This is a genomic window from Actinomadura violacea (assembly GCF_017573465.1).
GTDB classification, from domain to species: Bacteria; Actinomycetota; Actinomycetes; order Streptosporangiales; family Streptosporangiaceae; genus Spirillospora; species Spirillospora violacea.
Genome location: NZ_JAGEPF010000012.1, coordinates 46597 through 73187, shown reverse-complemented (window position 1 = coordinate 73187; position 26591 = coordinate 46597). Strand labels below are relative to the sequence as shown.

The 26591-nt window shown below is 68.8% G+C and carries 29 protein-coding genes and 1 tRNA gene; 19 read left to right on the top strand and 11 right to left on the bottom strand.

The annotated features are described in order from the left end of the window. Window positions 1-6 precede the first annotated feature (6 nt). Window positions 7-942, bottom strand: coding sequence for a UTP--glucose-1-phosphate uridylyltransferase GalU (gene galU, locus J4709_RS20040; protein ID WP_208242940.1), 936 nt, complete (start codon window positions 940-942; stop codon window positions 7-9). Between the two features lie 33 nt (window positions 943-975). Here galU and J4709_RS20035 point away from each other — a divergent pair, with 33 nt between their 5' ends. From J4709_RS20035 to mscL, 8 genes are all read left to right on the top strand, one after another. Then, entirely contained in the window at window positions 976-1557 is a 582-nt protein-coding gene (locus J4709_RS20035) for a 5-formyltetrahydrofolate cyclo-ligase (protein ID WP_208242938.1), read from the top strand. Between the two features lie 181 nt (window positions 1558-1738). Next, window positions 1739-2728, top strand: a complete 990-nt coding sequence (locus tag J4709_RS20030) for a 2-hydroxyacid dehydrogenase (protein WP_208242936.1) — start codon at window positions 1739-1741, stop codon at window positions 2726-2728. 103 nt (window positions 2729-2831) lie between these two features. Continuing rightward, entirely contained in the window at window positions 2832-4319 is a 1488-nt protein-coding gene (locus J4709_RS20025) for a potassium/proton antiporter (protein ID WP_208242934.1), read from the top strand. Between the two features lie 139 nt (window positions 4320-4458). Continuing rightward, window positions 4459-4815, top strand: a complete 357-nt coding sequence (locus tag J4709_RS20020) for an FmdB family zinc ribbon protein (RefSeq protein WP_173096525.1) — start codon at window positions 4459-4461, stop codon at window positions 4813-4815. Between the two features lie 230 nt (window positions 4816-5045). Continuing rightward, window positions 5046-7175: an MMPL family transporter gene (locus J4709_RS20015; protein WP_208242932.1), complete on the top strand. Its 2130-nt coding sequence runs from the start codon at window positions 5046-5048 to the stop codon at window positions 7173-7175. A 135-nt stretch (window positions 7176-7310) separates the two neighbouring features. Continuing rightward, on the top strand, window positions 7311-8129 hold the full coding sequence (locus J4709_RS20010) for an S-methyl-5'-thioadenosine phosphorylase (RefSeq protein ID WP_208242930.1): 819 nt from the start codon (window positions 7311-7313) through the stop codon (window positions 8127-8129). Then, window positions 8126-8749 carry an SAF domain-containing protein gene (locus J4709_RS20005; protein WP_208242928.1) on the top strand — a complete coding sequence of 208 codons (624 nt, stop codon included), beginning with the start codon at window positions 8126-8128 and terminating at the stop codon, window positions 8747-8749. The genes J4709_RS20010 and J4709_RS20005 overlap by 4 nt, the downstream gene beginning before the upstream one ends. A gap of 244 nt (window positions 8750-8993) precedes the next feature. Further along, a complete protein-coding gene (gene mscL / locus J4709_RS20000) occupies window positions 8994-9404 on the top strand; it encodes a large conductance mechanosensitive channel protein MscL (RefSeq protein WP_173096529.1) in 411 nt (136 codons plus the stop codon). Between the two features lie 4 nt (window positions 9405-9408). Here the strand turns inward: mscL and J4709_RS19995 are convergent, their stop codons facing one another. Both J4709_RS19995 and J4709_RS19990 read right to left on the bottom strand, forming a co-directional pair. Beyond that, a complete protein-coding gene (locus J4709_RS19995; protein WP_208242926.1) occupies window positions 9409-10440 on the bottom strand; it encodes a D-alanyl-D-alanine carboxypeptidase family protein in 1032 nt (343 codons plus the stop codon). 81 nt (window positions 10441-10521) lie between these two features. Then, window positions 10522-10935, bottom strand: coding sequence for a hypothetical protein (locus J4709_RS19990; RefSeq protein WP_208242915.1), 414 nt, complete (start codon window positions 10933-10935; stop codon window positions 10522-10524). A gap of 177 nt (window positions 10936-11112) precedes the next feature. Between J4709_RS19990 and J4709_RS19985 the strand changes: the two genes are divergently transcribed. Next, window positions 11113-11185 (top strand) — tRNA-Arg (locus tag J4709_RS19985). A 140-nt stretch (window positions 11186-11325) separates the two neighbouring features. Here the strand turns inward: J4709_RS19985 and J4709_RS19980 are convergent. Together J4709_RS19980 and J4709_RS19975 are read right to left on the bottom strand one after the other, a co-directional pair. Then, a complete protein-coding gene (locus J4709_RS19980) occupies window positions 11326-12948 on the bottom strand; it encodes a tyrosine-type recombinase/integrase (protein ID WP_208242913.1) in 1623 nt (540 codons plus the stop codon). A gap of 108 nt (window positions 12949-13056) precedes the next feature. Further along, complete coding sequence (locus J4709_RS19975; RefSeq protein WP_208242910.1) at window positions 13057-13653, bottom strand: helix-turn-helix domain-containing protein; 597 nt, start codon at window positions 13651-13653, stop codon at window positions 13057-13059. Between the two features lie 137 nt (window positions 13654-13790). On the opposite strand from J4709_RS19975, the gene J4709_RS19970 reads away from it, so the two are divergent. From J4709_RS19970 to J4709_RS19960, 3 genes are all read left to right on the top strand, one after another. Then, window positions 13791-14042 (top strand): hypothetical protein, encoded by a 252-nt coding sequence (locus J4709_RS19970; protein WP_208242908.1) that lies wholly within the window; start codon window positions 13791-13793, stop codon window positions 14040-14042. A 151-nt stretch (window positions 14043-14193) separates the two neighbouring features. Further along, window positions 14194-14832, top strand: a complete 639-nt coding sequence (locus tag J4709_RS19965; protein ID WP_208242906.1) for a hypothetical protein — start codon at window positions 14194-14196, stop codon at window positions 14830-14832. Next, window positions 14762-15946 (top strand): helix-turn-helix domain-containing protein, encoded by a 1185-nt coding sequence (locus J4709_RS19960; protein WP_208242904.1) that lies wholly within the window; start codon window positions 14762-14764, stop codon window positions 15944-15946. Before J4709_RS19965 ends, J4709_RS19960 begins: the two co-directional genes overlap by 71 nt. Before the next feature lie 358 nt (window positions 15947-16304). Here the strand turns inward: J4709_RS19960 and J4709_RS19955 are convergent, their stop codons facing one another. Next, window positions 16305-16511 (bottom strand): hypothetical protein, encoded by a 207-nt coding sequence (locus tag J4709_RS19955; protein WP_208242902.1) that lies wholly within the window; start codon window positions 16509-16511, stop codon window positions 16305-16307. Between the two features lie 37 nt (window positions 16512-16548). Continuing rightward, the gene (locus J4709_RS19950) at window positions 16549-17520 is read right to left on the bottom strand and encodes a hypothetical protein (protein ID WP_208242900.1); all 972 of its coding nucleotides are present in this window, start codon (window positions 17518-17520) and stop codon (window positions 16549-16551) included. 328 nt (window positions 17521-17848) lie between these two features. Between J4709_RS19950 and J4709_RS19945 the strand changes: the two genes are divergently transcribed. Both J4709_RS19945 and J4709_RS19940 read left to right on the top strand, forming a co-directional pair. After that, window positions 17849-18172: a hypothetical protein gene (locus tag J4709_RS19945; protein ID WP_208242898.1), complete on the top strand. Its 324-nt coding sequence runs from the start codon at window positions 17849-17851 to the stop codon at window positions 18170-18172. A gap of 84 nt (window positions 18173-18256) precedes the next feature. Then, a complete protein-coding gene (locus tag J4709_RS19940; protein WP_208242895.1) occupies window positions 18257-18751 on the top strand; it encodes a helix-turn-helix transcriptional regulator in 495 nt (164 codons plus the stop codon). A gap of 1008 nt (window positions 18752-19759) precedes the next feature. Here J4709_RS19940 and J4709_RS19935 read toward each other — a convergent pair. Beyond that, complete coding sequence (locus J4709_RS19935) at window positions 19760-20776, bottom strand: hypothetical protein (protein ID WP_208242893.1); 1017 nt, start codon at window positions 20774-20776, stop codon at window positions 19760-19762. Window positions 20777-21027: 251 nt separating this feature from the next. Here J4709_RS19935 and J4709_RS19930 point away from each other — a divergent pair, with 251 nt between their 5' ends. Continuing rightward, window positions 21028-21297: a hypothetical protein gene (locus J4709_RS19930; RefSeq protein WP_208242891.1), complete on the top strand. Its 270-nt coding sequence runs from the start codon at window positions 21028-21030 to the stop codon at window positions 21295-21297. Window positions 21298-21581: 284 nt separating this feature from the next. Here J4709_RS19930 and J4709_RS19925 read toward each other — a convergent pair whose 3' ends face one another. Continuing rightward, window positions 21582-21743, bottom strand: coding sequence for a hypothetical protein (locus J4709_RS19925; protein WP_208242889.1), 162 nt, complete (start codon window positions 21741-21743; stop codon window positions 21582-21584). Next, on the bottom strand, window positions 21740-21868 hold the full coding sequence (locus J4709_RS54795) for a hypothetical protein (RefSeq protein WP_269757350.1): 129 nt from the start codon (window positions 21866-21868) through the stop codon (window positions 21740-21742). Before J4709_RS54795 ends, J4709_RS19925 begins: the two co-directional genes overlap by 4 nt. A 505-nt stretch (window positions 21869-22373) precedes the next feature. Here J4709_RS54795 and J4709_RS19920 point away from each other — a divergent pair. Continuing rightward, on the top strand, window positions 22374-22673 hold the full coding sequence (locus J4709_RS19920; RefSeq protein ID WP_208242888.1) for a hypothetical protein: 300 nt from the start codon (window positions 22374-22376) through the stop codon (window positions 22671-22673). A 57-nt stretch (window positions 22674-22730) separates the two neighbouring features. Beyond that, on the top strand, window positions 22731-22892 hold the full coding sequence (locus tag J4709_RS19915; protein WP_208242886.1) for a hypothetical protein: 162 nt from the start codon (window positions 22731-22733) through the stop codon (window positions 22890-22892). A 326-nt stretch (window positions 22893-23218) separates the two neighbouring features. Here J4709_RS19915 and J4709_RS19910 read toward each other — a convergent pair whose 3' ends face one another. Then, entirely contained in the window at window positions 23219-23815 is a 597-nt protein-coding gene (locus J4709_RS19910) for a nucleotidyl cyclase domain-containing protein (protein ID WP_208242884.1), read from the bottom strand. Window positions 23816-24452: 637 nt separating this feature from the next. Between J4709_RS19910 and J4709_RS55650 the strand changes: the two genes are divergently transcribed. Both J4709_RS55650 and J4709_RS19900 read left to right on the top strand, forming a co-directional pair. Next, entirely contained in the window at window positions 24453-25628 is a 1176-nt protein-coding gene (locus J4709_RS55650; protein WP_208242882.1) for a DUF5753 domain-containing protein, read from the top strand. 95 nt (window positions 25629-25723) lie between these two features. Further along, window positions 25724-26551: an SAM-dependent methyltransferase gene (locus J4709_RS19900; RefSeq protein WP_208242881.1), complete on the top strand. Its 828-nt coding sequence runs from the start codon at window positions 25724-25726 to the stop codon at window positions 26549-26551. Window positions 26552-26591 lie beyond the last annotated feature (40 nt).

Sequence of the window (26591 nt, the reverse complement as noted above, 5' to 3'; positions counted from 1 at the left end):
GGGTCGTCACGCGTCGCCGGAGCCGCCCACGCCGTCCGCGGCGTCATGGGCCCGGACGAACTCGCGCAGCCACGGGATGAACTCGGGCGCCAGATCGGGGCGTTCGGCCGCGAACTGCACGACCGTGCGCAGGTACTCCAGCTTGTTGCCGGTGTCGTAGCGGCGGCCGCGGAACTTCACGCCGTACACGCCGCCGCCGTTCTCGGCGGGCATGTCGGCGAGGGTGCGCAGCGCGTCGGTCAGCTGGATCTCGCCGCCGCGGCCGGGCGGGGTCTTCTCCAGCACGTCGAACACCGCGGGGTCGCAGACGTAGCGGCCGATGATGATCCAGTTGCTCGGCGCCTCCTCGGCGGCGGGCTTCTCGACCAGGTCGGAGATGCGCACGACGTCGTCCTCGCCGGTCGCCTCGATGGCCGCGCAGCCGTAGGCGGAGACCTGGTCGGGCTCGACCTCCATGAGCGCGACGACGCTGCCGCCGTACTGGCCGCGCACCTCGATCATCCGCTGCAGCAGCTTGTCGCGGGCGTCGATCATGTCGTCGCCGAGCAGCACCGCGAACGGCTCGTGGCCGACGTGCTGGCGGGCGCAGTGCACCGCGTGGCCGAGCCCGCGCGGCTCGCCCTGCCGGACGTAGTGCATGGTCGCCAGGTCGGCGGACTCGCGGATGGCCGCGAGGCGCTCGCTGTCGCCCTTGGCGTCGAGCGCCTCCTCCAGCTCGTAGGCGCGGTCGAAGTGGTCCTCGATGGACCGCTTGCTGCGCCCGGTGATCATCAGGACGTCGCTGAGGCCGGCGTCCACGGCCTCCTCGACGACGTACTGGATCGCCGGTTTGTCGACGACGGGCAGCATTTCCTTTGGCGTCGCCTTCGTGGCGGGCAAGAATCGGGTACCGAGGCCGGCCGCCGGAACGACGGCCTTGAGTACGGGTGCAATGTCGACCATGAAAAGACCCTAGCCATCCGCGAGGACACAAGCGTGCACGACATCGTTGCGAAGACCGACATCCGCGCAGGGCTGCTGGAGCGGCGTGCGATCATGACTCCGGAGGAGCGCGCCGCGGCGGGCCGGTCGCTGCGCGACGCGCTGCTGTCCGCGCCCGAGGTCGAGATGGCGGGGACGATCGCCGCCTATGCCTCCATCGGCACCGAACCGGACACCAGAAGCCTGCTGTTCGCGCTGTGGAAGCGCGGCGCGTACGTGCTGCTGCCCCGGCTGCTGCCGGACGGCGACCTCGACTGGGCGTCCTACGAGGGGCCCGACTCGCTGGCGCCCGGCCCGCGCGGGTGCCTGGAGCCGACCGAGCCGCCGCGCGGCCCGGGGGCCGTGGCCAGCGCGGACGTGGTCCTGACGCCGGCGGTGGCGGTCGACCGCGCGGGCATGCGGCTGGGCCGCGGGGGCGGCTCGTACGACCGGGCGCTGGCGCGTGTCGGCCCGGCGATCCTGACGGTCGGGCTGGTGTACGACGCCGAACTCGTGGACGAGCTTCCGTCCGAGCCGCATGACCAGCGTGTGCGCGCGGCGGTGACGCCATCCGAGGGGCTGGTGCGGTTCGGCTGAGGGCCCCGGTGAACAGCTCGGGCGGGCGGTAACCGCGCCTTCGGTGGTCCTCTAGATGTAGCCCTGCAGTTAGCACTACCTGGCTCTATGGCCAGTACCGGACGGGCGCATAGGCTGAGGAACGGCAAGATCGCGGCTTCGGGGACCGCGGTCGGACGCGAGGCCCACCGGGAGGTTCGAGATGACGGCGCCGTGGCGGATCCTTTCCCTTCCCCCGCTCGGGGAGGACCTCGTGCGGGGCCTGTTCGGCTCGTTCGGCGACACGGTGGAGATGGTGTTCCCGCAGACCAGGGACCGCGCCGGGCTCCTCGCGGCGCTCCCGGACGCCGAACTGGTCATCGGCGACTTCAGCGGCCTGCTGAAGCTGGACGCCGAGGCCGTCACCGCCGCGCCGCACCTGGCGTTCGTGCAGATGCCCGCCGTGGGGACCGACAGCATCGACGGCGGGGCGCTGGCCAAGGCCGGTGTACCGCTGGCCAACACCGCCGGTGCGAACGCGCGCGGAGTGGCCGAATGGGCGGTCGGCGCCGCGTTCGCACTGTGCCGCCACCTCGTCTGGGGTGATCGCCATGTGCGCGCGGGCGAGTGGCCGCAGGCGGAGCTTCTGGCGCGGGGCACGCGGGAAGTCCATGCGCAGCGCGTAGGGGTCGTCGGTTACGGGGCCATAGGCGCGGAGGCGGCACGCCTGTTCCAGGCTCTCGGCTGCGAGGTCTCCTACTGGACGAGGCACCGGCGTGACTCGGCGCCCGTCCCCTACCTGGAGCTGGACGATCTGCTCGCCACGTCCGACATCCTCGTGCTCGCCCTACCGCTCACCGACGAGACGCGCGGTCTGATCGGTCCCGAACGCCTCGCACTGCTCCCCGACAAGGCGCTGCTGGTGAACGTGGCGCGCGGAGGCATCGCGCCAGACGACGCCGTCCTCGCCGCATTGGAGTCGGGACGGCTCGCCGGCGCGGCCCTGGACGTCTTCGACGAGGAGCCGCCTGCGGCGGACAGCCCCCTGCGCGCGCACGAGAACGTCCTGCTGTCGCCGCATGCGGCGGGCGGGACGACGCAGTCGCAGCGGAACATCGTGACGATGCTGCTCGAGAACGTCACCCGGGCCGTCCAGGGGCACGCGGTGCAGAACGTGGTCAACGGCGTGGATCCGCAGGTCAGACGGAGATAACGGACGTTCTAGGCATCCTATTCATCAACCGCAAGTATGCATTTGACACATGATTCTGTAGTATTGCTAAAAGTTCAACTTTGACGACCCCGAAGGGTGGGATGTGCATCTCGACATCTGGCTACTCCTCGGGGCCGTGCTCGTACTCAGCGCCATCGTCGCGGTCCGGCTGTCGCACAAGGCCGGCCTGCCGACCCTTCTGGCGTACATGGGCCTCGGCCTTCTCATCGGCGAGTCCGGTCCCCTCCACATCGACTTCGACAACGCCGAACTGGCCGAGACGCTCGGCCTCGGCGCGCTCGTCCTGATCCTCGCCGAGGGTGGTCTCACCACCAGCTGGCGGCACGTGCGGCCGTCCGTGCCGGCCGCCCTCAGCGTGTCCACCATCGGCACCCTGATCAGCATCGTCGTGGTGGCGCTCGCCGCCATGTGGCTGATCGGCATGGACTGGCGCCCGGCGTTCCTGCTGGCCGCCGTACTGGCCCCCACCGACGCCGCGGCCGTGTTCTCGGTGCTGCGCAGGCTGCCGCTGCCGTCCCGGCTGACCGGGCTGCTCGAAGCCGAATCGGGCTTCAATGACGCACCCGTCGTGATCATCGTGGTCACGCTCAGCGCCACGCACGGCGGCGTCCCCAACCTCGCCGAGCTCGTCGGCGTGATGGTGTACGAGCTGATCGCCGGCGGCGTGCTCGGATTCGCGATCGGGTGGCTCGGCGCACAGGCGCTGCGCCGCATCGCCCTCCCAGCATCCGGCCTTTACCCCATCGCCGTGATGTCGCTGTCCATCGGCTCCTACGGCGCCGCCACACTGCTGCATGCGAGCGGCTTCCTGGCCGTCTATGTGAGCGCGCTGGTGCTCGGCAATGCGCGACTGCCGCACCGTCCGGCGACGAGGGGCTTCGCCGAAGGCATCGGTTGGCTCGCCCAGATCGGCCTGTTCGTGATGCTGGGCCTGCTGGCCTCCCCCAGCGCGCTGCCCGGCCAGATCGTCCCGGCGCTCATCATCGGGTTCGTCCTGTTGCTGGTGGCGCGTCCCGTGTCGGTCGTACTGTCGTCGATCGGCTTCAAGCTGTCCTGGGGCGAGAAGGTCTTCGCCTCATGGGCGGGGCTGCGCGGCGCCGTCCCCATCGTCCTGGCCACCATCCCGATGGTGAAGGACGTCCCCGGCGCCGACCGGCTCTTCTCCATCGTCTTCAACATCGTCGTGGTGTTCACGCTCTTGCAGGGCCCCACGCTGCCGCTGGTGGCGCGCTGGTGCCGCCTCAAGAGCGACGAGGAGACGCGCGAACTGGACGTCGAGGCCGCGCCCCTGGAGGAGCTCCATGCGGACCTGCTCGAAGTCCGCATCCCACCCGACTCCCGGTTGAGCGGGGTGGAGATCTTCGAGCTGCGGCTGCCCGCCGGAGCGTCCATTACCCTCGTCGTACGGGACGGGTCGAGCTTCGTACCGGAGCCCACCACGCCCCTGCAGAGCGGCGACACCCTGCTGGTCGTGACCACCGACACCGTGCGGGAGACCACGGAACGCAGGCTGCGCGCCATCAGCCGCCGCGGGAAGCTGGCCGGCTGGTTCGGCGAGACGGGCGCGTGAGCGGCCGCCGGCAGGGGCCCTCGGGCGCCCGGGAACAGACCCGCGGTGAATCCTGTTCCATGCATGGGTACCATTAGCAGTCATCTAGAGTGAGTGCCAGTCCGGGACGGCGCCCGGGCTGAGTCAGCGAGGAGGAACCGTGCCGACGTATCAGTACGTTTGCACCGAGTGCGGCGAGCCTCTGGAGGTCGTGCAGAAGTTCAGCGACGACGCGCTGACCGAATGCCCGGCCTGCGAGGGGAAGCTCCGCAAGGTCTTCTCCGCCGCGGGGATCATCTTCAAGGGGTCGGGCTTCTACCGCACCGACAGCCGCGGCTCCGGCAAGTCGTCCTCCACCGTGGGGAGCTCGTCCAACGGGTCGAACGGCTCGTCGTCGGGCAGTGACTCCGGCAAGTCCGACTCGTCCTCGTCGACGTCGTCGTCGGGCGACTCGTCGTCGTCCTCCTCGTCGTCCACGTCCTCGTCGAAGTCGTCTTCGTCCGAGAAGGTGGCCTGACACAAGGGGCACGCCCCTCCACAGCGCTTCCGAAGGCCGGAGGAACCCAACCGGGTTCCTCCGGCCTTCGTCGTGTTCCTGGGCGCCCCTGAGGCCACCCCTAGGGGAACCCTGAGGCGACCCCGAGATTTCGCGATATAACTTGCTTTCTCTCGCTTCGCGAGACACTCTGGTTGTGAGCAAGTGATCGCGTCATATCGCGAGATCGACGGACACCTCAGGAGACGACCATGCGCGCACAGAGCCAGGCTCCCCCCAGAACGCCCGCCCGCCGCCTCGCCGGGCTGATCGCCGGACGCCGCGGCAAATGGGCCGTCCTCGCCGTCTGGATCGTCCTGCTGGCCGCCCTCGGCTCGCTCGCCGGCCGGCTGACCGACGTCGAGGACAACGACGCGGCGTCCTGGCTGCCCGCCGGCGCCGAGTCCACGCAGGTCGTCAAGCAGCACGACGCCTTCGAGAAGGACGAGACGATGCTCGCCGTCATCGTCTACGAGCGTTCCGGCGGCATCACCGCCGCGGACCGCGCCAAGGCCGCCGCCGACCTGCCCGCCCTCCAGCGCCTCCCCGGCGCCGAGAAGGCGCAGGGGCCGATCCCGTCCCGGGACGGCAGGGCGCTGGAGGCCCTCGTCCCGGTCAAGAGCGACGACGTGACGGACTTCGTCGACCACGCCCGCGACCTCGTCCGGCGCGGCCCGCCCGGGCTGTCCGCGCACGTCACCGGGCCCGCGGGCGCCGGCTCCGACCAGTTCGGCGTGTTCCGCAGCCTCGACGGCTTCCTGCTCCTGGCCGCCGGCATCGTCGTGATCGTCCTGCTCCTGATCATCTACCGCAGCCCCATGCTGTGGTTCATCCCGGTGCTCAGCGCCGTGTTCGCCCTAGGGCTCGCCCAGTCCGTCGTCTATCTGCTGGCCAAGTACGCCGACCTGACCGTCAACGGGATGAGCTCCGGCATCATGACCGTGCTGGTGTTCGGCGTGGCCACCGACTATGCCCTCCTGCTCGTCGCCCGCTATCGCGAGGAGCTGCACCGGCACGATGACCGGCACGAGGCCATGGCGTTCGCCCTGCGCCGCGCCGCGCCGGCCGTCATCGCCTCCGCCGCCACCGTCGCCGTTGGCCTGCTGTGCCTGCTGCTCGCCGACCTGAACTCCACCGCCGGGCTCGGGCCCGTCGCCGCGGCGGGCGTCCTCACCGCGCTGGCGGCCATGGTCACGCTGCTGCCCGCACTGCTCGTCATCTTCGGCCGCTGGGTGTTCTGGCCGCTCGTCCCGCGCTACGACGCCAAGTACCTGGAGCCGGAGGCGTACGAGGCCGAGCACGGCATCTGGTCGCGCGTGGCAGGCCTCGTGGGGAGGCGCTCGCGAGCGCTCTGGATCATCACGGGGATCGTCCTAGTCGGCCTTACCTCTGGCCTCGGCTCGCTTAAGGCGGACGGGCTCTCCAACGCCGGACAGTTCACCGGACGTCCCGACTCGATCGCCGGGCAGGAGGCCGTGGCGCGGCACTACCCAGCTGGATCCGGCTCCCCGGCCGTCGTCATCAGCAAGGCTTCGGCGTCGTCCGAAGTCGCCGCCGCGGCCGCGCGCACACAGGGCGTCGCCCAGGTCGGCCCGCCTGCCCGCGCGCACGGTCTGGTCATGTACGAGGCGACCCTGCGCGACCCCGCCGACAGCAAGGCGGCCGAGCGGACCATCGACCGGCTCCGGGACGCCGTGCACGCCGTCCCGTCCGCGGACGCCAAGGTCGGCGGCACCACCGCCACGTCCCTGGACACCAAGCGGGCCTCCGCACGCGACAACAAGGTCATCTTCCCGATCGTGCTGGGCGTGGTCTTCGTCATCCTCGTCCTGCTGCTGCGCGCGCTCGTCGCACCGCTGCTGATGATGGGCACCGTCGTCCTGTCGTTCCTCGCCTCGCTGGGCGCGTGCGCGCTCATCTTCAAGCACGGCTTCGGCTTCGAGGGCGCCGACACGGGGTTCCCCCTGCAGGCGTTCACCTTCCTGGTGGCGCTCGGGGTCGACTACAACATCTTCCTCATGCACCGCGTACGGGAAGAGTCCCAGGCCCTCGGCACGCGGCGCGGCATCCGGCGCGGCCTCACCGTCACCGGCGGGGTCATCACCTCCGCCGGGGTGGTGCTGGCGGCGACGTTCGGCGCGATGGCGACGCTGCCGCTGGTGTCCATGGTGGAGATGGGCTTCGTGGTCGCGTTCGGCGTCCTGTTCGACACGCTGGTCGTGCGGTCGCTGCTGCTGCCCGCCCTGGCGCACGACCTCGGCCGGCGGATCTGGGCGCCCGGACGGCTCGCCGCGCGCGAGGCGGAGCCGAACGGGTCCAAGATCCTCGACCGGGTCGGCTGACACGCCCTGGTCCATGCGGCTCCGGAGGGGTTCGGCGAGGCGCCGGGCCCCTCTCCCGCGTCCGCTGATCATGAAGTTATCCACATTTCGCGTCGGGTCTGCCCGTGCTCCGGCGGCCTGGTTAGTGTCGGCGGCATGTCCACCAAGTCGCAGCCCACGGCCGAGATCGCCGTCATCGGCGGTTCCGGTTTCTACTCGTTCCTCGACGACGTCGAGGAGGTGCGCGTCGACACCCCGTACGGGCCGCCGAGCGACGCCGTCGCCATCGGCGAGCTCGCGGGGCGGCGCGTCGCGTTCGTCCCCCGGCACGGCCGCGACCACCGCTTCCCGCCGCACAAGATCCCGTACCGGGCGAACCTGTGGGCGCTGCGGTCGCTGGGCGTCCGGCAGGTCCTCGCGCCGAGCGCGGTCGGCTCGCTGACGCCCGACCTCGGGCCCGGCACGCTCGCCGTCCCCGACCAGCTCGTCGACCGGACCTCCGGGCGCCCGCAGACCTACTACGACGACGGCGCCGCGATCCACGTCTCCTTCTCCGACCCGTACTGCCCCACCGGCCGCCGTGCCGCGGTCGACGCCGCGAACGCCGCCGGATGGGCGCCCGTCGACGGCGGCACCCTCGTCGTCATCGAGGGCCCGCGGTTCTCCACCCGGGCCGAGTCCCGCTGGTTCGCCGGCCAGGGCTGGACGCTCGTCGGGATGACCGGCCACCCCGAGGCCGTCCTCGCCCGCGAGCTGGCGCTCTGCTACACCCCGCTCTGCCTGGTCACCGACCTCGACGCCGGCATCGAGGAGGGTGAGGGCGTCACGATGGACGAGGTGCTGCGGGTGTTCGGCCAGAACATCGGGCGGCTGCGCGGCCTCGTCGCCGACGTGGTCAAGGCGCTGCCCGCCGAACGCGGCTGCCCCTGCCCGTCGGTCCTGGACGGCATGGACCTCCCGGTGGAGTTGCCGTGAGGGCACGCGCGGCCCGGCTCCGGCGGCCGCTGGCGGCACTGTCCGCCGCGGCCGCCGCGGGCCTGGCCCTCACCGCGCTGCGGCCCGGCCCGGCGCCGTCCGTGCGCGTCCTGGCCGCGGCGCGCGACCTGCCCGCGGGCGCCACGCTCGGCGGCTCCGACCTGCGCGCCCTCGACCTGCCGCCCCCGGCCGTCCCGGCGGGCGCGATGCGCTCCGGCGCGGCGGGGCGGGTCCTCGCGGGGCCCGTGCGGCGCGGCGAGCCGATCACCGACGCGCGGCTGGTCGGCGCCGGGCTGCTGCGCGGCTACGGGCCCGGGACGGTCGCCGCGCCCGTCCGCGTCGCCGACGCCGGCACCGTCCGGCTCCTGCGCTCCGGCGACCGGGTCGACGTGCTGGCCGGCCCGCCCTCCGACGGCGCCGACGACGGCCCCGGCAAGGCGGGCCAGTGGGGCGGCGATGCCCGCGTGGTCGTCTCCGGCGTCCGCGTGGTGACCGTGCCCCGGCCCCGCGACGACGGCGGTCAGCAGGGCGCGCTCGTGGTCCTCGCGACCGACCGGGTGCAGGCCCAGGCGCTCGCCGGCGCGGGCACCGCCCTCTCGATCACCATCACCGGCACCTGACCGGCCCGGCGCCGGGCAGGATCAACTTGGCACAAGGGGTGAACTTTCATTACCATCCGTAGCCGTTCAGCCCGGCTCCGGCCGGGCCGAACATGAGTGACATGGCGCACGCGGGGGTGAGAACACCCTCAAATCAGGGCAAACCAGGCGCAGATCGGACGCGCCTCTCCCCGCGCGCCCCCAAGCCGATCGCCGTCAGGAGAGCGTCCGACGGGACGCGATCCACCGACCCCCGGGAGCACACATGAGCGGATTCAAGAAGTTCCTCTTCCGCGGAAACCTCGTCGATCTCGCCGTCGCGTTCGTCGTCGGAGCGGCGTTCGCCTCGCTCGTCAAGGACTTCGCGAACTCGTTCATCACCCCGCTGATCGCGCTGATCGGCGGCAAGCCCGACTACACCCGGCTCTCCCTGACGGTCGACGGCACGACGTTCCCCTACGGCGTCTTCGTCACCTCGGCGATCGCCTTCTTCATCACCTCGGCGATCGTCTACTTCCTGGTCGTGCTGCCGACCACCAAGCTGATCGAGCGGATGGACCGCGGGAAGGACGCCACCGAGCGCGAGTGCCCCGAGTGCCTCGCCGAGATCCCCATCAAGGCGCGGCGCTGCCGGTTCTGCACCTCCGAGATCGTCCCGCTCGTGAAGACGCCCTGACGCCTCAGTACTGGCTCTCGGTGCCGTACTCCCAGTGCCAGGGCTCGAACGGGTTGCTGTAGGCCCACGCCGGGTGGAACCACCCGTACGTCTTGGAGTTGGCCTTCAACCAGTTGAACTGCGCCGAGCCCTGGTTCTGGACCCCGCCGCAGACGTCGATGGCCTGGCCCTTGCCGTGGTTGCTGGTCCCGGGGACGGCCGCGAACCCGGGCCGCCGCACGTACACCGACTGCTGCTCGGCCAGGCTCCGGTAGGAGTCCGTCAGGCACATGTCGCGGCCGAAGTGGCGCTTGTACGCGGCGTTCAGCTTGTAGAAGGCCAGGGCCGCGTCCGCGCGCAGCTCCCGCCCCTTCTGCGGCAGCGGGCACAGGTACTTCTGCGGGATCAGCCCGTTGGGGAACTTCTTGGCGTCGGCGGCGAGGCTCTTGTCGCAGCCGAGCTCCAGCCGCTTGCTCGCGGGCAGCTTCTTGAGCATCGCGTTCAGCTGGTCGGTCAGCTGGGCCGACCGCTGCTTGAGGCCGTCGATGTCCTGCTGCACCCGCGTCTGCGCGATCGCACTGCGCGACTGCAGGTCCTGCGCGGTGGACGCCAGCTGCTGCCTGCGCTTCTGCAGCGCGTCGGCACGGTCCACCAGTTCCTGCTGCGCCTGCGCGAGCATGCTCACGTCCGCGGTGGACCGCAGCGCCTGCTCGGGGTTCCCGCCGCCGAACACCGCCATCGACCCGGCGGCGCCCTGCTGCTGATACGAGTTGTTCGCGAGCCGTGCCAGCGGCTGCCGGATCTGGTTGAGCTGCGCCTCGGCGCCCGCCAGATCCTTCAGCGTCGCCTTCAGCTTGCTCTGCGAGGACGCCAGGTCCTTCTGGCGGCTCTGCATGTCCTTGGTGGCCGTCTCGAGTTCGTCGCGGGCCTTCGCGGCGGCCTCGCGCAGCGACTTGACGTCGTCCCCGCCGTCGGCCGCCCTGCCGGCTCCCTGCGGCACGAGCGTCGCCATCACCAGGACGGCCGCGGCCAACGCAGCCGACCGGGGGTTCGGCACGGTGGTTTTCCTCCTGATGCCCGAATACGAACAGCGGCAGAACGCTACTACAGGTTCACCGTTGAACTCGGCGTAACCGCCTCAGCGACCCATGTGAGGACGCCGGTGGCACCAACGGTCAAGGTACGGCACGCCCGTCCACGGGCACGTCGGCCGGGCGTCCGGCGGCCGCACGGGCTTCCGGGTCGCCCTCCGCGTCGGCTCCGCCGTGGGCGTGGCGGAACGCTGCGGCGCCTTGGTCTCCGCCTGGGGCTTCTTCGCGGGCGGGATGTACTTCCCGAACGTCGGCTCCGCCGAAGGCGACGCCCGCACGGCCCTCGGCGTCGGCGACGGCGCGCCGTCCGCCGGCTCGTCGCGCAGCGAGAACGCCACCACGGTCGCCAGCGCGACCGGCAGCAGGAACGCGCCCGCCACCATCGCTCCGCGCCTCCGCCGGGACGCACCCGCCCCCGCGGCCTCCCGCTCCTTCGGCTGCCCCCGATGCCGACCCGTCACGGCACCGAAGCGTACCCACACCTACCCCACCCGGCCTAGAGCACCCGTAAGCCATCTCCCGCCACATTCCGATGCTCTCCCGCCCCCGGCGGCCCCCATAACGGGGAGCGCCCAGCACACCCCTTCCCCTACCCTTGTAGGTGCCGTCCGCTACGCTCTTCCGGCGAGCGACGACATGCCTCCGTAGCTCAGGGGATAGAGCACCGCTCTCCTAAAGCGGGTGTCGCAGGTTCGAATCCTGCCGGGGGCGCCGAAAGCACAACGCGCTGGCCAGCGGAAACGCCCCCGACGGAGGTCGGGGGCGTTCTCAGTTGCCGGGCCCTCTGGGGTACTGCTCGCACAATGCTCGCACGAACCGCGCGGAGCGTGTTCTGCTCACTCGCAGCACCCTCACGCCGCCGTTTCAGCCCCTCCTAGGAGGCCACGAATCACCCGGGCAGCCACCGCCGAGAGGTCCTCACCGGGCCGTTGAAGCGTGCGCAGCCGTGCAAGCATCGCCTGGTCGCAAGCGATGTGCACCGGCTCGACGACCGGCCCCTTCTGCCTGTTCCGACGTGGGATGAAGTCGGCGATCCGCACAGCCGCGTCGTGCGCCAACTCCTGCGCCACCACGGCGTACACATCGGAGGTGAAGGACTCGGATGAGTGCCCAAGGATGTCGGACACCACCTTCATCGACACACCTGCCGCGTGCAGCATCGTGGCTGCACCGTGACGAAGGTCGTGAAAACGCACGGGCGGCAGCGGAGGACCGGCGAGCGCGACTTCCACTTCGTGCGGCGAGACCCGCGAACGCTTGACGATCATCTCGATGCTCCAGCCTTCGGCGTGGTGCCGGCGGATGGCGGAGTAGCGGCGGACCAGGCGAGCGAAGTGGTCGGTGAGCGACTTAGGCGTCATCTCGCGGCCGTCCTCCTGAGTAAACATCCGCCCGGACTCCGCCCAGCCTTCCTTCCACGCCTCTCGCTCCGCTTGCTGCATCTGGCGCCAGTTGGTCAGGACGTCGACGGTGCCGCGGTCGAGGGTGATGGTGCGGTCAGAGGCGTCGGACTTCACGTCGTCCAGCTCGTCATCCTGCTGGGCCCGGCGAACGTGGAGCGTGCTCTTGGACAGATCGGCATCCGCCCATGCCTGACCGATGAGTTCTCCGCGGCGCAAGCCCCAGTAGGTTGCCAGGTGCAGCAGGGGGTAGAGGCGGCTGGATTCGGCGAAGTCAAGGAACCATCCGGCCTGCATGGGGGTCCACACCATCACCTTGGCGGGGACCTCGCCGGTCTTCTCCCAGTGCGCGACACGTTCATCGGTCCACAGCAGCGGCTTCGCGCGGACCTTGCGGCCGCCGCTTCCTCCCTTGGTCTTGAAGATCGACACGGCGGGGTTAGACCGCAGGATCTTGGAGACCCTGACCGCGTCGTTGAGCGCCGCGTTCAGGCAGATGTGCACCCGCTTGATCCGCGCCTCAGAAAGCGGCTTGGTTGAGTACGCCTTGCCGCCCGTCCTAGCGGCGCGAACCAGCAGGAGCCTGCGTAGCAACTCGTTCGGCTTCTCCCCTTCCGGCAGCCGGTTGATCTGCCGCATGGCGGCGTACAAGTCGCGGATATGGCCGTCACGCAGGTCGGCCAGTTTGAGGTGACCGAGCCCTGGCTTGAGGTAGAGATCTATGAGTTCCCGGTCCGTATTGAGGGTCGACTTCTTGAGCCCCTCCCCCGCACTTGTCGATTCGGAGACTCGCCACCCATGCCGACGCTCCAGGTACTCACCCACCGTGATCTTGCGGTCTTCGGCGATGTCACCGCTACCTGCCGCTCCAACGGCCTCCCCCAGTGCGCGCTTGCATTCCTTTTCGGTGTCGTAAGGGCCGATCGTGGGCTGTCGGCGTTTCCCATCTGCACCGGCAGGGGCCTCGTAGCGGCCGTACCACTTGCCGTGCCCACGCTTGGCCAGATCAGGGCACTTCTTACCGAGCAGCTTGCCCGCGGCGTCGCGGCACCAGCACCTTTTGAAGGGCTTCACAGATGTTCTCCGTGGGGCGAGGGGTTCCCGAGAGGTCTGCGCAGATCATCGCGGGCGAGGGTGACAGATTTCGTCGTAGGCGCCTGGTAGCGGCTACACGGGGGGCGGTTAGGGCAGGTGTGCCAGCTCGGCTGGGAGCGCGGGCGGGGTGAGGCCGAGCGCCCGGATGTCGTCGCGGATCTCGTCGATGACTTCTTCAGCGAGCCGCGCGGCCTGGTCGGCGGCGTGGGCGGTCGCAGCGTGCGCCTCGCGGCGGTCCCCGTCAGCGTCCTGCAGCATGGACCGGGCTCCGGCGGACCTGCGGGCGGCGAACTCGTACTCGCTGACGAAGCGGTCGTGGCGCTGGAAGAGGCGGATCGGGTTGTCGCCGGCGTCGCGGCCGAGGCCGGCGAACCACTGGGCGGCGTCCCACGCCGACGTGGCGACGCCGGGCGCAAGTTGGACGGACTGATCGGCGCCGACCGGCACGACGAGCAGGAGCGGCGGCACGCGTAGGGCGTGGGCGAAGATCAGAAGCTCCGCGACGCTGATGGTCGGGCGGCGGCCGGACTCGAAGTTGGCGATCGCCGAGCGTGAGGTCTCCATGCCCAGTGCGGTGCAGGCATCGGCGAGTTGCTGGGCGCTGAGGCCGCGGTCCTTGCGGTAGCGGCGGACCTGTTCGGCGATGGAGGTGGCGAGGGCACTCGGCCAATCATTCCGTGTCACACCGACACAGTAAGCCTTCGCGTTGACAGCACTCAACACAAGTCGAACAATCTGGACGCACCGGACCGCACCGGACCCCACGTGGATCGGGCAGCGCTCCGGCTCCCCATCGGCCTCGACATGGCAGGACGAACGACTTGAACAACGCGACATGGAGTCGCGAGCGCATCGCGGCGCTCGGCCCCACCACCGACGTGCCCACGGCCGCGTCCGTCCTGGGCATCGGTTCCTGGACCGTCTACGACCTGATCCGCCGCGACGCCTGGGACAGCACTCGCGTGCTGCGTCTGGGCCGCAGGATCAGGATCCCGACGCAGGACCTGATCCGCCTGCTGTACGGCGTCGCCTCGGATCAGTCGCGTGCCGAGGTCGGCGCGGGCACTACCTGAGCTGAGCATGCGGCTGGTGTGCTGCACGCGGAGCGGGTGGCCGGGGTCAGTGCGTGCTCGGGCCAGCATGCGTCCTGGCGTCGCGGCCCCTCACCTGGTGGCCCGGTGCGCCTCCTCGAACATAAAGATCATGGGTGATATTATTACTGACATGAGGAACCTTGAGGCTGAGGCTGACCGGGTGCGTCAGGCGATGATGCCGCTCTGTGAGCCCCTCCACGACGTGTTCACGACCGCGGAAACGCTGCGGCGTAACCGCCTACCGATGCTGGACGTTCCTCAGTACAAGTGGCTGGGCACGCACTGCATCCGGGGCTTCGCTCACTACGAGATGAGCAGGATCGGCCCCGGCGCGCTCGGCGACTGGGCTCTGTACGGCAACCACGCGCGCAACGGCGAGCTCTGGCTCACTGACGGGAACTACCGCATCCGTATCCTGCACGGGCTATCGGACGAGCAGGTCCCGCCGCCCGGCACCAACCTCAGCCGCCGCGCGTACTACTCCAACCCCCGGCTGGACTCGCAGGTGCCGCTGTTCGGGCCGCCCAACGACCGGCTGCTAGTGCTGTGGCGCATCAGTGCGAGCACCGGGGCCCCCGCTTTCCGTGTCGTGCGAACGATCGGCACCTGGAAGTTCGGCAAGACCGAGAAGGTCGACCTGGACTTCATGCTGCCCAGGCAGGCCGACGATCTGGCCACGCTGGCATTCGAGCCGGCCGATGACGAGCTGGAACTCCAGCTTCCCGCAGAAGAGAACGGTGTCGAGAGTGCTGACGGCCTCGGCGGGTGAACGGCTACGGACCCTGCGAGAACTGTTCGGGCTGACACAAATCGAGCTGTCGAGGTTGTCAGGTGTGAGCCAGGCATGGATCTCCAAGCTGGAGAACAACGACGGCGACCCCGGCCCCGGCATGCTCGAACTGATCGCCGACGCTACCGGCACACCGGTGAAGTTCTTCGATGTCAGCCCATCGACGGTGCCATTGGACTCGCTGCGGTTCCGTAAGACCGCTTCCGCCAGCAAGAAGATGACCAAGCGGATACATGCGCTATACGGGGAGAGCTACCGGGTTACCGAACAACTGGTGCAGGACACCTACCCGGCGCCACCGTTGCCCTTTGCCACCGAGGACGAGCTTGACCAGGAACAGATCGAAACTCTCGCCATGGCGACCCGGGAGGCGCTGCGCCTGGCTCCCGACAAGCCGGTTCCCCACCTAACGCGGGCGCTCGAGCGCGCAGGGGTCGCGGTCGCACCCATCAGCCTCACTGGACCTGGAGGGGAAACGCCGATCACCTCAGGCAAGCACTTCGGTGTTTCGTACTGGGGAGGGCCGGGCGAGGCCGCGCTCATCGGCTACTTCACTGGTTCAGGGGACCGGGACCGATTCACCCTCGCTCATGAACTCGGCCACCTGGTTCTGCACACGTTCCGGCCACGATGCGCCGATCCTGAGCGGGAGGCGCACCAGTTCGCCGGGGCGTTCCTCCTGCCCTACCAGCGTGCGGTAGAGGAGTTCGCAGGGCGGTTGACGTTGACCAGCCTCGCTCACAAAAAGGCTGCTTGGGGGGTATCGATACAGGCGCTCATCATGCGAGCGGCAGCAGTAGACGCGATCGACGAACCCCGCCGACAGTCGCTGTTCGTACAGCTCAACCATCGCGGCTGGCGGAAGGAGGAACCAGTCACAGTCGGGCACGAACACCCGCTGCTGCTGTGGAAGCTGCTGTCGCAGCGATACGGAGACAAACCGTATCGGTTGGCCTCGGATGAACTGGCGATTCCCCCAGCGATCCTCAGATCGATCGCGCCTACCCCCGCGCCGACAGGCCCCGCCACTGGTCCGAGGCCCGGCCGAGTGACGCAACTCCGTCGCCAACCGCTAGGCCAGCATGGACGTTGAGCCCGCGCCGGACCGTGTACGCGCTCTGAACGCTGTGCAGAGCTAGGGGGAGCCCCGGCATGACGCCGGGCGCTCCCCGAGTGGTTCAGAATTAGATCGCGCACCCGCACGGGCTCAGGGCCTGCAACTCCTCACCGACCAGCGACGCGCCCTTAACCAGCTCCCCGCACATCGGACAAGGCTGGCCCACCACGTCAGGCACAGAGACGACCTCGCCCGCAGGCGGCGGAGGAAAGGGCGCCGAGGGCAGGTCCAACGGTTCGGCTGAGATATCCACGGCGGGCCATGCTACGACCGCAGAAGCCCGGCGGCATTGCTTCCCGCGGGCGGCGCAGGCAGGTGACGCGGCGGCGGGCGGTCACAAGGGCATTTCCCGCTCGAAGAAGAGGACAACCTCGTCGTCCCTGACTTCGATGCGGGCGGCGTCGTCCCAGCGGGCGGCCTCCTCGCCGAGCTCGTTGCGGATCGCGGTGAGGACCTTGTGCAGCTCCGCCCAGGCGGAGCCCGAAGGGATCGCGTATTCGACGCGCCGGACCGTGCGGACTCGGCGGGTGTACTCGACCATCACGCGGCCTCTCGTTTCGGGCTGCCATCTGCGGCCTTCATTCGGACACCGCCAGGTCAGCGGGGTCGAAGTCGGGCCAGCGCCACTCGAACGGGTCGGGCAACTCGAAGGCGACGGGCGCGGAGGGGGACGGTGCGGGTGCCGGAGATTCCTCCGGTGGAGCGGCGTCCGGTGGTGCCCCATCCGGTGCGGATGTGGCCTCGTCCCGACCCAATTCAGAAGTAGCGACAGGCGCCTGATCCGGGGGACCGGCGGCACGTCGTACGTCCCACACCTTCCAGATCGGTTCGTCGCTGTCGCGGCGAGCCATGGCTTCCTCGTCAAGCTGGTGGCGGATGTGGTACCGCGCGTACTTGGGCTTGAAGATGGACAGGACCGTATGGCATGTGGTCGTCCCGTCTTCATGCAGCAAGATCACCACGTTCTCGGCGGCCATCTGGCCGGTCAACGTCCGGTCGTCGTCGGTGGTGACGGTGACCCAGTCGCCGACCGCGAATGGCTCGGGCTCGTACAGAGTGCGTGTCCGGGATGGGCGGAACCCTGCGGTGATGTGGCGAATGGTGCGTTCGGCCCGAACCATGCGGTGCTCCCACTTGCCCGGTGGCTGCCGTTTGGCGTGGTCGGCGTGGTTTCCGTGCTCGGCGATGACCTCGTCGGGCCAGGTGGGGTAATCCTCGACCGGCATGGTCATCAGCTTCCAGGTCGTCGCACCGCTGACGATCGCGAGCCTGCCGTTGCGGAGCGACAGGGTGACGGTGTCGGCTCCGAGATGCCGGGCGATCGCGGCTAGCTGGTTGCCGGGCGCCACTGCGCGGCCGGCCCGGTGGCCGAACGCGCGCACCTTCGTGTGGCTCGCCTCGCCGTAGCCGGCGCCGATGATGTGCAGGTGGCCGCGGCGGACCTGGAGAAGTAGGCCACTGAGGACCGGGTGCGCGGGTTTCTTGTCTAGGACTTGGACGGTGCGGGTTACCGCGTCGGCGAACGCGGCGCTGTCCACCGTGGCGTGCACGGCGGCCTCCTCGCCTGGAGGGTGCTGGCATGTTCCGGGCCTGTCTTCCGGCCCGTTCGCCCACCCTCACACTTCTAGTCGGTTTGCTGTGCTGACATGTGAAGCCTAGGGCGGGCGGCATCCACTGTCAACACAGTGAGCATGGAAGTTCCCGTGCGGTCCCGTGCTGTCCTGTGCGGCCCTGGGCGGGGCGGTCGGGACATGTCCCTTATCGGGCAATGCGGACGGGCTGAGCTGGCACTACGGCAACTTCAATCACTGTGTTGACGGAAGTGTCAGAGGTGGCTAGCCTTTCTCATGTCAGCACAGCAAATCGATTGGATCTGAGATGGAGATCGCCATGCGGGGCTACTGCCCCCGCTGCGTCCGCCCGCTACGGGCCCGCCCCCGGCACCGGCACCGGAGCTGCGTGCTCTGCACGATGAAGACGCTGGTCTTCAACCCCCGCCTTCGATTCAGCGCCCAGCAGCTCGACGACGCCGACGAGCTGATCAGCGACGGCGGCATCATCCAGGTCGCGCCCGGCGAGTACCGCACCGTCTCCAAGGACGGCGCGTACATCTACGCCACCACCGCGACCTCCTGCACCTGCAAGGCAGGCAGGTACGGCCGCCGCTGCTACCACATGGCCGCCGCGCGGTCCGTCGCCTGACCTGCTGGCCAGGCTCGCACAAGAGCCGAGGGGCCGCCGGACCGGCGGCCCCGCCCGCCCGCGCTCACCGAACGGAGAACGATCGTGGAAGACCCTGCGGAAGACCTGGTGCGCGCCACCGACATCACCCAGCGGCTCGGCGTCTCCCGAGCGGTGGTGTCCAACTGGCGACGACGCCACCCCGACTACCCCGAGCCTGCCCAGGTGATTGCGACGGTGGAACGCTGGCGCTGGGAGGACATCACGGCGTTCCTGAACCGCAACGGCCTCCCCCGTCCGCCGGGCAAGCGCAAGCCCGCTCCCCGCACCTACGAGCTACTCCGCAACGGCAACCCGATCGCCGAATACCGCTCCAGGGGCCGAGCGCGCATCGCCTTGATCATGATCCTGGCCTCGATGGGCGAGCCGGGCCTGGACATGGCCGAGGCCGTCCTCAGCAACGGCGCGACCGACGAGGTGGAGATCGGTCGCACGGTGTTCCACCTCCGGACCGTGAACCGCAGGCGCAGGCGAGCCACCACGAAGGCCACCAAGGCGGCGCCCGCCGAGAGCGGCACCGCCAGCAACTCGCCCCGATAGCACGAGCACCCGTCGTCCCTGATGGCGCGGGCCGCCTAAGGCCCGCGCCATCCTCAGGAGCGCCCAATGCACACCCCAGAACTGCCCAACACCCTCGAACCGACGACCCTGCTGAGGCTGCACCAAGCCGTGCTCGCACGCCGCATGGCCGACATCACCGGATCCCCAGGATGGCTGCGACGGCCACCGAGCACCAGGAAGCCTTGACGAGCACCCTGCGGCGGATGAAGACGATCCACGAGCGACGAGCACTCGCCGCAGCCCTCCTCGCCGCCGTCCTCAACGACCAGCCGGCGACAGCGGCTCCGCACCCCGAGTGCACCGCCGGCCGGCACGCCTTCACCCGCTGGCACGAGCAGGGAGCGCTCTACGGGTACGCCGGGTTCTCCTGGTGGCCATGCGGACAAGACTGCGGATACCTGTCTCTCCAGCGCCCGCAAACCCCAGCCCAGCAGCGCCGGGCGCGCGCGGCCGCGGCGATGCGAGCGGCCGAGAAGCGGGGGCAGCCACTACCGCTCGCTCCGGGGGCCGCGTTTTCGTCTTCTTCCGAGGACGACGACTACGACAGCCACGCCCATGTGCTCCACGCTCTTGGTCTTCGACCGCATCGGGATCGGGGAGTCGTACCGCTGGACCGCCGACTCCAGCATGACCCGCTGCCAGACATCCGACGAGTACTCGATCGGAAATCCAGCCGCCGATGTCGGCGGCTGCGGCGCCGGTCCAGGCGTAGACGAGGGTGCCGTCGGAGCAGGTGGCGAGGAGGAGCGTGCGGGTGCCGGGGGGTCGTCGTCGATGGCCTACGTTGGGCGCTGGGGTGCGGCAATGCGGGACACGAGAGACCTCCTGGCTGGCCCGCTGGATGGTTGACGTGCCCTCACGGGCTGCTCGGTGGCCTCTCGGCCCGTCTGCCCTCGTGGGCGTCTTCCGCGCCCTCGCGGACGTGCCAGCGGTCCCTACCGGGAGCCGCGTCGTTTCAACGACAGCCGGGCTGATGCCGGTTGGCGATCAGCTGGCAGGGCGGTTCTTGAACGGTTCGAGGTAGTCCTTCATGACGTCGAACGCGGGTTCTTCGAAGCCGTCCGGCTCCAGCTTGAGGGCGTGGAGCTGGGGCTGCGCCCCCTTGTTGTAGTCCATGACCTTGCCGTCGCCGTGGCGTCCCTCGTCGGCGTGGACCTTCACTAGGCCGAAAGCGCTGAGGGTCTTGTGGGCCGCGTAGGCATCCCGGCCGATTCCGTAGTGCAGGAGGCGTTCCTCGCTGGTGATCTTGACCCATTCGCCCTGGCGGTCCGGTGCGGTTGCCTCGGCGAGCATCATCAAGAAGGCGAGCTCGGCGTCTTCCAGGAGGTGGATCCAGCCGTTGCTGAACAGGCCGGTGGGCAGGGCGAAGGTCTTGGCGTCTTTTGGCGGGATGACGTAGGGGACGGGGTCTCCGAGTGCTCGGACTCCGCCTTCGTCGAGAAGGCGGAAGCCCTCGTACGTCTTGTACCGCTTGTTCCTGTTGGGCAGGTGGACGAGCTGGACGCCGGGGCTGGACAGCGTCTTGAGGGCCGATTGGATCTGGCGCTGCTTCTTGCTGGCCCTGCTGGCGGCGTACCGACCCGACATCTCGGGCTCGGCCGGAACGGCCACCAGGTCGACCCAGCCGACGCCGCCCGCTTCCGGCAACAGTGGAAGTTCGTTTCCGGGTTGGCCGCGCCTCGTCCGCATCTGGGCGGCACAGAGCGCGATCAGGTAGAAGCGGAGCGCGAGGCCGCTCTTAAGCAGGCGTGTCGCGGGCGGGCGCTGATCGGGGGGCGGGAGGGCACGGTCCGAGACCTCGACGGTGGGCGGGTCGGGGCGGTGGACGAAGTGCCGCCGTACACGCACCCCTGTCAGCCGCCTGTTCCCGACCTTGTGCAAGCTCGTCGCGGCCTTCTCCAGGTACTGCTCGGTGCGGTTGAGGCGGTCGTAGCGGCGCGCCAAACGCTCGCGTTCCTTCGCCGTGGCCAGTACGTAGGCGAAGTTCAAGTGGATCTTGGTCATGAATTCCCCCGGAACCAAGCGTCACAGACTTAACGCCATAACCCGCCAGAGAACTCCTAGCCATGTCTCGTAACTTTGGCTCGCTTCTGGCGGGTTGCCCCGCGCTCCCACTGTACTCGCCTTCGGGGGCGTCCGTCCTGATGATGGTGGACATGCACCGCCCGTCATGACGGACATGGCGGGCCCGGCTCCCGGATGCAGCCGGGGCCGGGCCCAGTGCGGTGCTTCGCCCGATGGAGAGGGGATACCGCATGCCCAGAGTAGACGCACAGAACAACGGGGCCCCGAAGCCCCCGTACACGACCCGGACCCTGCTGATCACGGTCCTGATGCTGGTGACCGGCGGCGTCGTCGGGCTCGGCGCAGGCATCTCGGCGGCCGTCGCGGCCGTCCAGGTGTCGGGGGTCGGCTTCGCCGCCGCGGCCGTGATCGGGGGCGTCTTCGGCGCGGGGGCCGGGATCATGGCGGCGCTGAAGGCCGCGGTCGCGCTGAACCAGCTCGTCGGGGACAAGTCCGCCTGATCGACGGGGGGCGTGCCGCTGTCGCATTCCGCGCGGCAGCGGCACGAGGCGGGCCGGGTTCAGCTGTTGCCCATGCGCTCGGCGAGGGTCTCCTTCCAGGTCTTCGGCTTGTCGTCCTTGGCGGGCTTCTTGTCGGCGCCGCCGACGTCCTTGGAAGGCGCGGCCGCCGCCCCCGCCGTTCCCGCCTCCGTTGCCGCCGCCGGTGTCGGCGGTGCGGCGGCGCCGGGTGGAGAACCACTCGGGGAAGTCCTCCTGGATCTGGGTGATCTGGTCGTCGGGGCCGATCAGCTCGCCGTCGTCGCCTTCCGCACCGTGGATGGCGGGAGGCGGGTGCCGTCGGTGTAGGCGTGCCACCAGCAGCCGGCCTCGTCCTGGGGGGTGGTGGTCCAGCGGACGGAGGCGAGCGCGGGGCGGCTGGTGCCGTCCAGTTCCAGTAGGGGGGTCATGCGGCGATTCCCTTCTCCTCATCCTGGTCTCCGGTGACCAGGTCCATGAGGCGTTGGATCATCTCCCGCACGTCTGCGGCGGTCATGACCTCGGCGACCACCGCGGCCCCGAGCTCGCTGAGCATCGCGATGACCTTTGTGGCGCAGTCCAGTTCGACGTCGACGGAGGAGCGGGTCTCGGTCTCGGTGCCGGAGGGGCCTCGGCCACGACCACGGGGACGTCGTCGTGGCCGAGGATGCCGAGGATGCCGAGGATGAACTCAGGTGTGGCACTTCGACAACGACCCTGACCGCGCGGTGCGGTCAGTGCTGGTGCGCATCACTCGGGATTCGAGACCGACGCCGAGCCCCGGCACGTGACGCCGGACCCGTGCGATGTGTGCCCCGCCGAGCACCTCTGTTACATATGCCGCCACGCTCCAGACGCGGGCCGTCGAGCTGACGCGCCGGTTATCTGACGCTCCGCTCAGCGCCCCGGCCCTGCCTCGGCCCGGCGCGGCCCTGCCCCGGCCCGGCCCTGCCGGTCGGGCCCTGCAGCTCGGCCATCAATCACCTTGATCACTGTGTTGACATGAACGGCATTTCTGGCTAATGTTGTTCATGTCAGCACAGCAGACCGAAGGAACTTAGATGAAGTTCAACCTCACGCCCGAGGAGCGGACGGCCATGGCCCTGGAGGGGCTGCGTAAGACGGTCAACCGCCTGCGGGGCTGCGAGTCCTGGATGCGGGAAATCGCGCGCACGGGCCCGGCCGGAGACATCAACCTGACCCTCCAGCGTCTCGGGCCCCTGGCCCGTGAAAGCAAGTTCATCGCTGAACTGCTGGAGGACCACCGCGAACTGCGCGAGTCGGCGGACCTGGCCTTGGCCCTCTACAAGCAGGTCCGAGCCGAACACCACAAGACCGCCGCCCAGGTCGCCGTCGGCTAACACCCAGGGGCCTGCCCGGCAGGGCAGGCCCCTCCTCCCGCCCGTATGGAGACAGCCATGTCCGGCAACTCTGCCCCCATGCTCGGCAGCCGCAGCACGCACCGCTGGTACTGCTGCCCTGTCCACACCCCGCGCTGGTCCAAACGCACGCTCAAGCGCCGTGACCAGCGCGAGGCCCGCAAGCAGATCCAACAGCAGTTTGCCGAGCGGCGTCGCTGACGCGCCGCTCATTCCCCCAGGGGCCCCGGCCAACACCGGGGCCCCTGTTCATGTCCCGTCCCATACGCGCGGTCCGCCAGGACGCTCCGCGCAACGGAGCACCCACCGGCAGCGCCGTCCGTCCGAGCGCATACCTGTTGTCACCGTGGACTTCGCCAGCACCAAGGGGCCGCACAGCCGGCGCCATCACCACGCTCAGGCTCACCGTCGTCGCGGTCGCTGAGGGCCCAGCGCCCGTGTCGGCGCGCACTCACCATCCCCTCACCTAGCGCACCAGAAGAAGCAGGCGAGCGCCGACGTTACGGGCATGACGGTGGACAACGGTGTCAGGGCTGGCGAGTGTTCGGGTGACCGGTGGGGGGCGTCGGCGGCAGCCACAGGTGCGCCTTGACCCGGCGCACCTCCTTATTGTTGATGGTGATCGGGCTGTAGGCGTCTGGGTCGATCGCACCATCGTCCATCGCCGCGTGGTAGAGGGAGGCGGAGACCATCAGCCCAAGGTCGGCTCCTGGGGTGGCGGCCATGGCGCGTTTGAACGCGGCCGCATCCAGGAGTCGGAACAGGTGCGTGACGGCATAGCCGAGCACACCATGGTTGTCGTACTGAACCTCGCCAGTGTGGACGGCCATCCGCAGCCGAAGGCGCGTGATTTCGTTGGTGAGCCGGTTAGCGCGGCGCAGACGCGCTGCTAGGTGGTGCGCTAGGGGATCGAGCGCGTCGAAGGGGCACACTTGCGGAGGCGTGATGATCAGTGCGCCGTCCCCCCTGTCTTCGCGATGGGAGTCCTCCCAGGGCAGTCCAGTCATGGTGAATGCCTCGGTCAGTAGTTCGTACATGTTCTGACGGAGGAGGCGCTGGACGTCGTGCTTGCGGCGCTGGTCGCCGAAGTTTGGGATGTCCAGGGCGATGAGGGTCGTGTGCATGGGTTATTCGGCCTTGTGGGTCTGGAGTGGACGGGAGTGTAAGGCTTGACGCCTTACCGGCGGAACCGGCGCGTGCTGTTTCCCCAAGCGAGAAGCCTGCCGTGCGGGCCGACGATCACAAGGAAGGCAAGCAGATGCGTCTTCCAGTAGGTCATCGACCCAAAACGATTCGATTTCCTCCTCGGGTAGCTCGCTCATTGGGATCGCCGGCATCGGACGGCCTGTGCGAATAGCCCAGACCGTGATCAGAGCCAACGCCATATCGTTCTCTTCGGCAGTCAATGCTTCGTGGCGTTGGCTGCTATTGAGAGGCAACCCCGGCGAAAGCGTCGTCTTCTTGTAGGGAGACATCTCCGGATTCCATGGGGCGAAGTCGATCGAGACCAACCTTGCCCATGGGCCGCAGTGGAAGTGGAAGGAACCGGCGAGCCTGGATGAACTCGGATGCCGGAAGCTACGACCCAGTACATCCAGGGTTCATCCGGGATGATCCCGGATCGCGCTGCTACCTGACGCGATGCTCCGGCAAGGGCTGCTTGGGACTCCTTGCGATGCAACCCACGGAATGTGTCGTGTGACCGGGACGCCCGTGACGGCGGTGGCATGATGACCTTGCCGTAAGAACTCGCCTCTAACCGTGGACAGAAAGACGATCATGAACGACGAAGGCCGTCGGAGCGCTTTCGATGCGGTGATCTCTCTGCTGGCGCACAATAGGCAGCAGGCCGCAAGTCCGTCTTACCAGACAATTGAGGATCTTTCGGATGCCCTCCAGAAGCGCCAGGAGACAGTGCAGGGCGTCCGCGTCTGCCGAGTCCCTCATTCGACAGCCCACGGAGTCTTTAGCCGGTCGTGGAAGCGGATCCCTCGATGGGAGCTCGTGGAGTCGTTGTGGGCGACGCTCTACGCGCACGCCGAGTTGAAAGGCCGCCCCACCGGGGCGATGTTCTCGCTTGCTCAAGTTTGCGATCGGTACCGGGAAGTGGAGATGGCGGCGCCGAGGGTACTTGGGCAGTCGCGACAACCTCAGCCTGTCGCGGCAGCCCCTGTCAGCGCCGAACACCGGCAGGGCGCCGACCTGCTCGTTAGCCCCATGGACTGGGATTCCTGCCTCAGCTCCACTCAAGGGACAGCGCAGAGTGCTGGCAACGGCGGGGACCGCAGGGGCATCCGAGAGGTGGACGCCCAGTTCGTCGCCGAACTCATGGAGCGCAGCAGCAACGCGCCATGGCGGCCGTACCGGGATGTGATTCCGGACTGGTTCCTACTCTACGTAATGGCCGAGCCGCAACTAGCCGAGATCAGAACTTATGCCCCGCTGCGAATCCCGAGCCTCCTCCAGACCAGTGAGTACGCCCGCTTAGCTATCACTCGCGATCTCCCAGGGATCGGCGAACGAGACCTGCAACGCAGAATCGAGCTTCGACTCTGCCGCCAAGACATCCTCTACCATCCAGGCTCACCCAAGCTCTGGATGATCATCCATGAACGGGCGCTCTGGGAGGTAGCAGGTAGCCGACCGGTACTACGAGCCCAGATCAGGCACCTGCTCAGCCTGGCTGCGCATAGCAACATCACACTTCAGATCCTGCCGGCCGACGAGGCCAACGAAGCGTTCGCGGACGGCCCTGTCACGGTGATGAGGTTCCCTGAGCGTCACATCGACGACATGATCTACCTGGAACAACGAGAACATGCGCTCTATCTCCACCGGAACCGAGATGTCACCTACTTCAGCAAACTCTTCTCATCCCTCCTGGTAGCCGCCCTTCCCACGGGAGACAGTCTCCACTTCCTGAACGAACTCTTGTGACCGCCTCCAGCCAGGTGATCCCCAAGTCGTGCATTCACTCCGGGCATCTGTTCTCATGGTGAGACATCCGACACAGCTCACACCGGAGGGGTGCGATGGCGAGCGACGCCGAAGAGTTCCTAGCGCACGCGAACAAAGATCTGAGTCACGGAATCGACACCAGCGTCCCTCATTCGGCGCGGATCTGGAACTACTGGCTCGGAGGCAAGGACAACTTCGCCGTTGATCAGGAAGCCGGGAACCAGTATGCCGAACTGTTCCCCGGAATCTTCGACTTGGCGAAGTCTGAACGCGCATTCCTCGGCAGGGCCATCCAGTACCTGGTCAGCGAGGCCGGCGTCCGACAGTTCCTCGACGTCGGCACTGGCCTACCAACCGAAGACAACACGCACCAAGTCGCTCAGAGGCTCGCAGCGGACTGCCGGATCGTCTACGTCGACAACGACCCGTTGGTGCTAGCCCACGCTAACGCGCTACTCGTCGGTGCCCCAGAAGGCGCCACCCACTACATCAACGCCGACATGCGTGATCCTCAGCGGATCCTGGCAGAGGCGGCCGGGCTGCTGGACTTCGCGCAGCCCGTTGGGCTGCTGTTCATGGGAGTGCTAGGCCACGTCACCGAGCACGATGAGGCACGAGCCATCGTGTCAGGTTTGCTGGATGCCCTTCCCTCGGGGAGCTACCTCGCCCTCAACGACGGCGTCAACACCAACGAGGCGTTCAACCGCGCGCAGCAGAGTTACGACGACACCGGCGCCGTGCCCTACCGCCTTCGCAGCCCTCAGCAGATCGCACAGTTCTTCGACGGCCTGCAGGTGGTAGAGCCAGGTATCGTCCCCCTCCCGTTGTGGCGCCCCGACCTTGGCGAACCAGGTGCGCCACAAGCCATGGACGCGGTCGGCGGGGTAGGTATGAAGCCTTAGCCGCCACCGCCGGTGTTCAGCAGATCGAGACCTGAGCGGG

Coding starts and splice junctions, on each gene's coding strand:
- galU (WP_208242940.1), bottom strand. CDS start 942: ATGGTCGACATTGCACCCGTACTCAAGGCCGTCGTTCCGGCGGCCGGC.
- J4709_RS20030 (WP_208242936.1), top strand. CDS start 1,739: ATGACGGCGCCGTGGCGGATCCTTTCCCTTCCCCCGCTCGGGGAGGAC.
- J4709_RS20015 (WP_208242932.1), top strand. CDS start 5,046: ATGCGCGCACAGAGCCAGGCTCCCCCCAGAACGCCCGCCCGCCGCCTC.
- J4709_RS20010 (WP_208242930.1), top strand. CDS start 7,311: ATGTCCACCAAGTCGCAGCCCACGGCCGAGATCGCCGTCATCGGCGGT.
- mscL (WP_173096529.1), top strand. CDS start 8,994: ATGAGCGGATTCAAGAAGTTCCTCTTCCGCGGAAACCTCGTCGATCTC.
- J4709_RS19965 (WP_208242906.1), top strand. CDS start 14,194: ATGAGGAACCTTGAGGCTGAGGCTGACCGGGTGCGTCAGGCGATGATG.
- J4709_RS19960 (WP_208242904.1), top strand. CDS start 14,762: ATGACGAGCTGGAACTCCAGCTTCCCGCAGAAGAGAACGGTGTCGAGA.
- J4709_RS19955 (WP_208242902.1), bottom strand. CDS start 16,511: ATGGTCGAGTACACCCGCCGAGTCCGCACGGTCCGGCGCGTCGAATAC.
- J4709_RS19945 (WP_208242898.1), top strand. CDS start 17,849: ATGGAGATCGCCATGCGGGGCTACTGCCCCCGCTGCGTCCGCCCGCTA.
- J4709_RS19935 (WP_208242893.1), bottom strand. CDS start 20,776: ATGACCAAGATCCACTTGAACTTCGCCTACGTACTGGCCACGGCGAAG.
- J4709_RS19930 (WP_208242891.1), top strand. CDS start 21,028: ATGCCCAGAGTAGACGCACAGAACAACGGGGCCCCGAAGCCCCCGTAC.
- J4709_RS19925 (WP_208242889.1), bottom strand. CDS start 21,743: ATGACCCCCCTACTGGAACTGGACGGCACCAGCCGCCCCGCGCTCGCC.
- J4709_RS54795 (WP_269757350.1), bottom strand. CDS start 21,868: ATGCTCAGCGAGCTCGGGGCCGCGGTGGTCGCCGAGGTCATGACCGCC.
- J4709_RS19920 (WP_208242888.1), top strand. CDS start 22,374: ATGAAGTTCAACCTCACGCCCGAGGAGCGGACGGCCATGGCCCTGGAG.
- J4709_RS19915 (WP_208242886.1), top strand. CDS start 22,731: ATGTCCGGCAACTCTGCCCCCATGCTCGGCAGCCGCAGCACGCACCGC.
- J4709_RS19910 (WP_208242884.1), bottom strand. CDS start 23,815: ATGCACACGACCCTCATCGCCCTGGACATCCCAAACTTCGGCGACCAG.
- J4709_RS19900 (WP_208242881.1), top strand. CDS start 25,724: ATGGCGAGCGACGCCGAAGAGTTCCTAGCGCACGCGAACAAAGATCTG.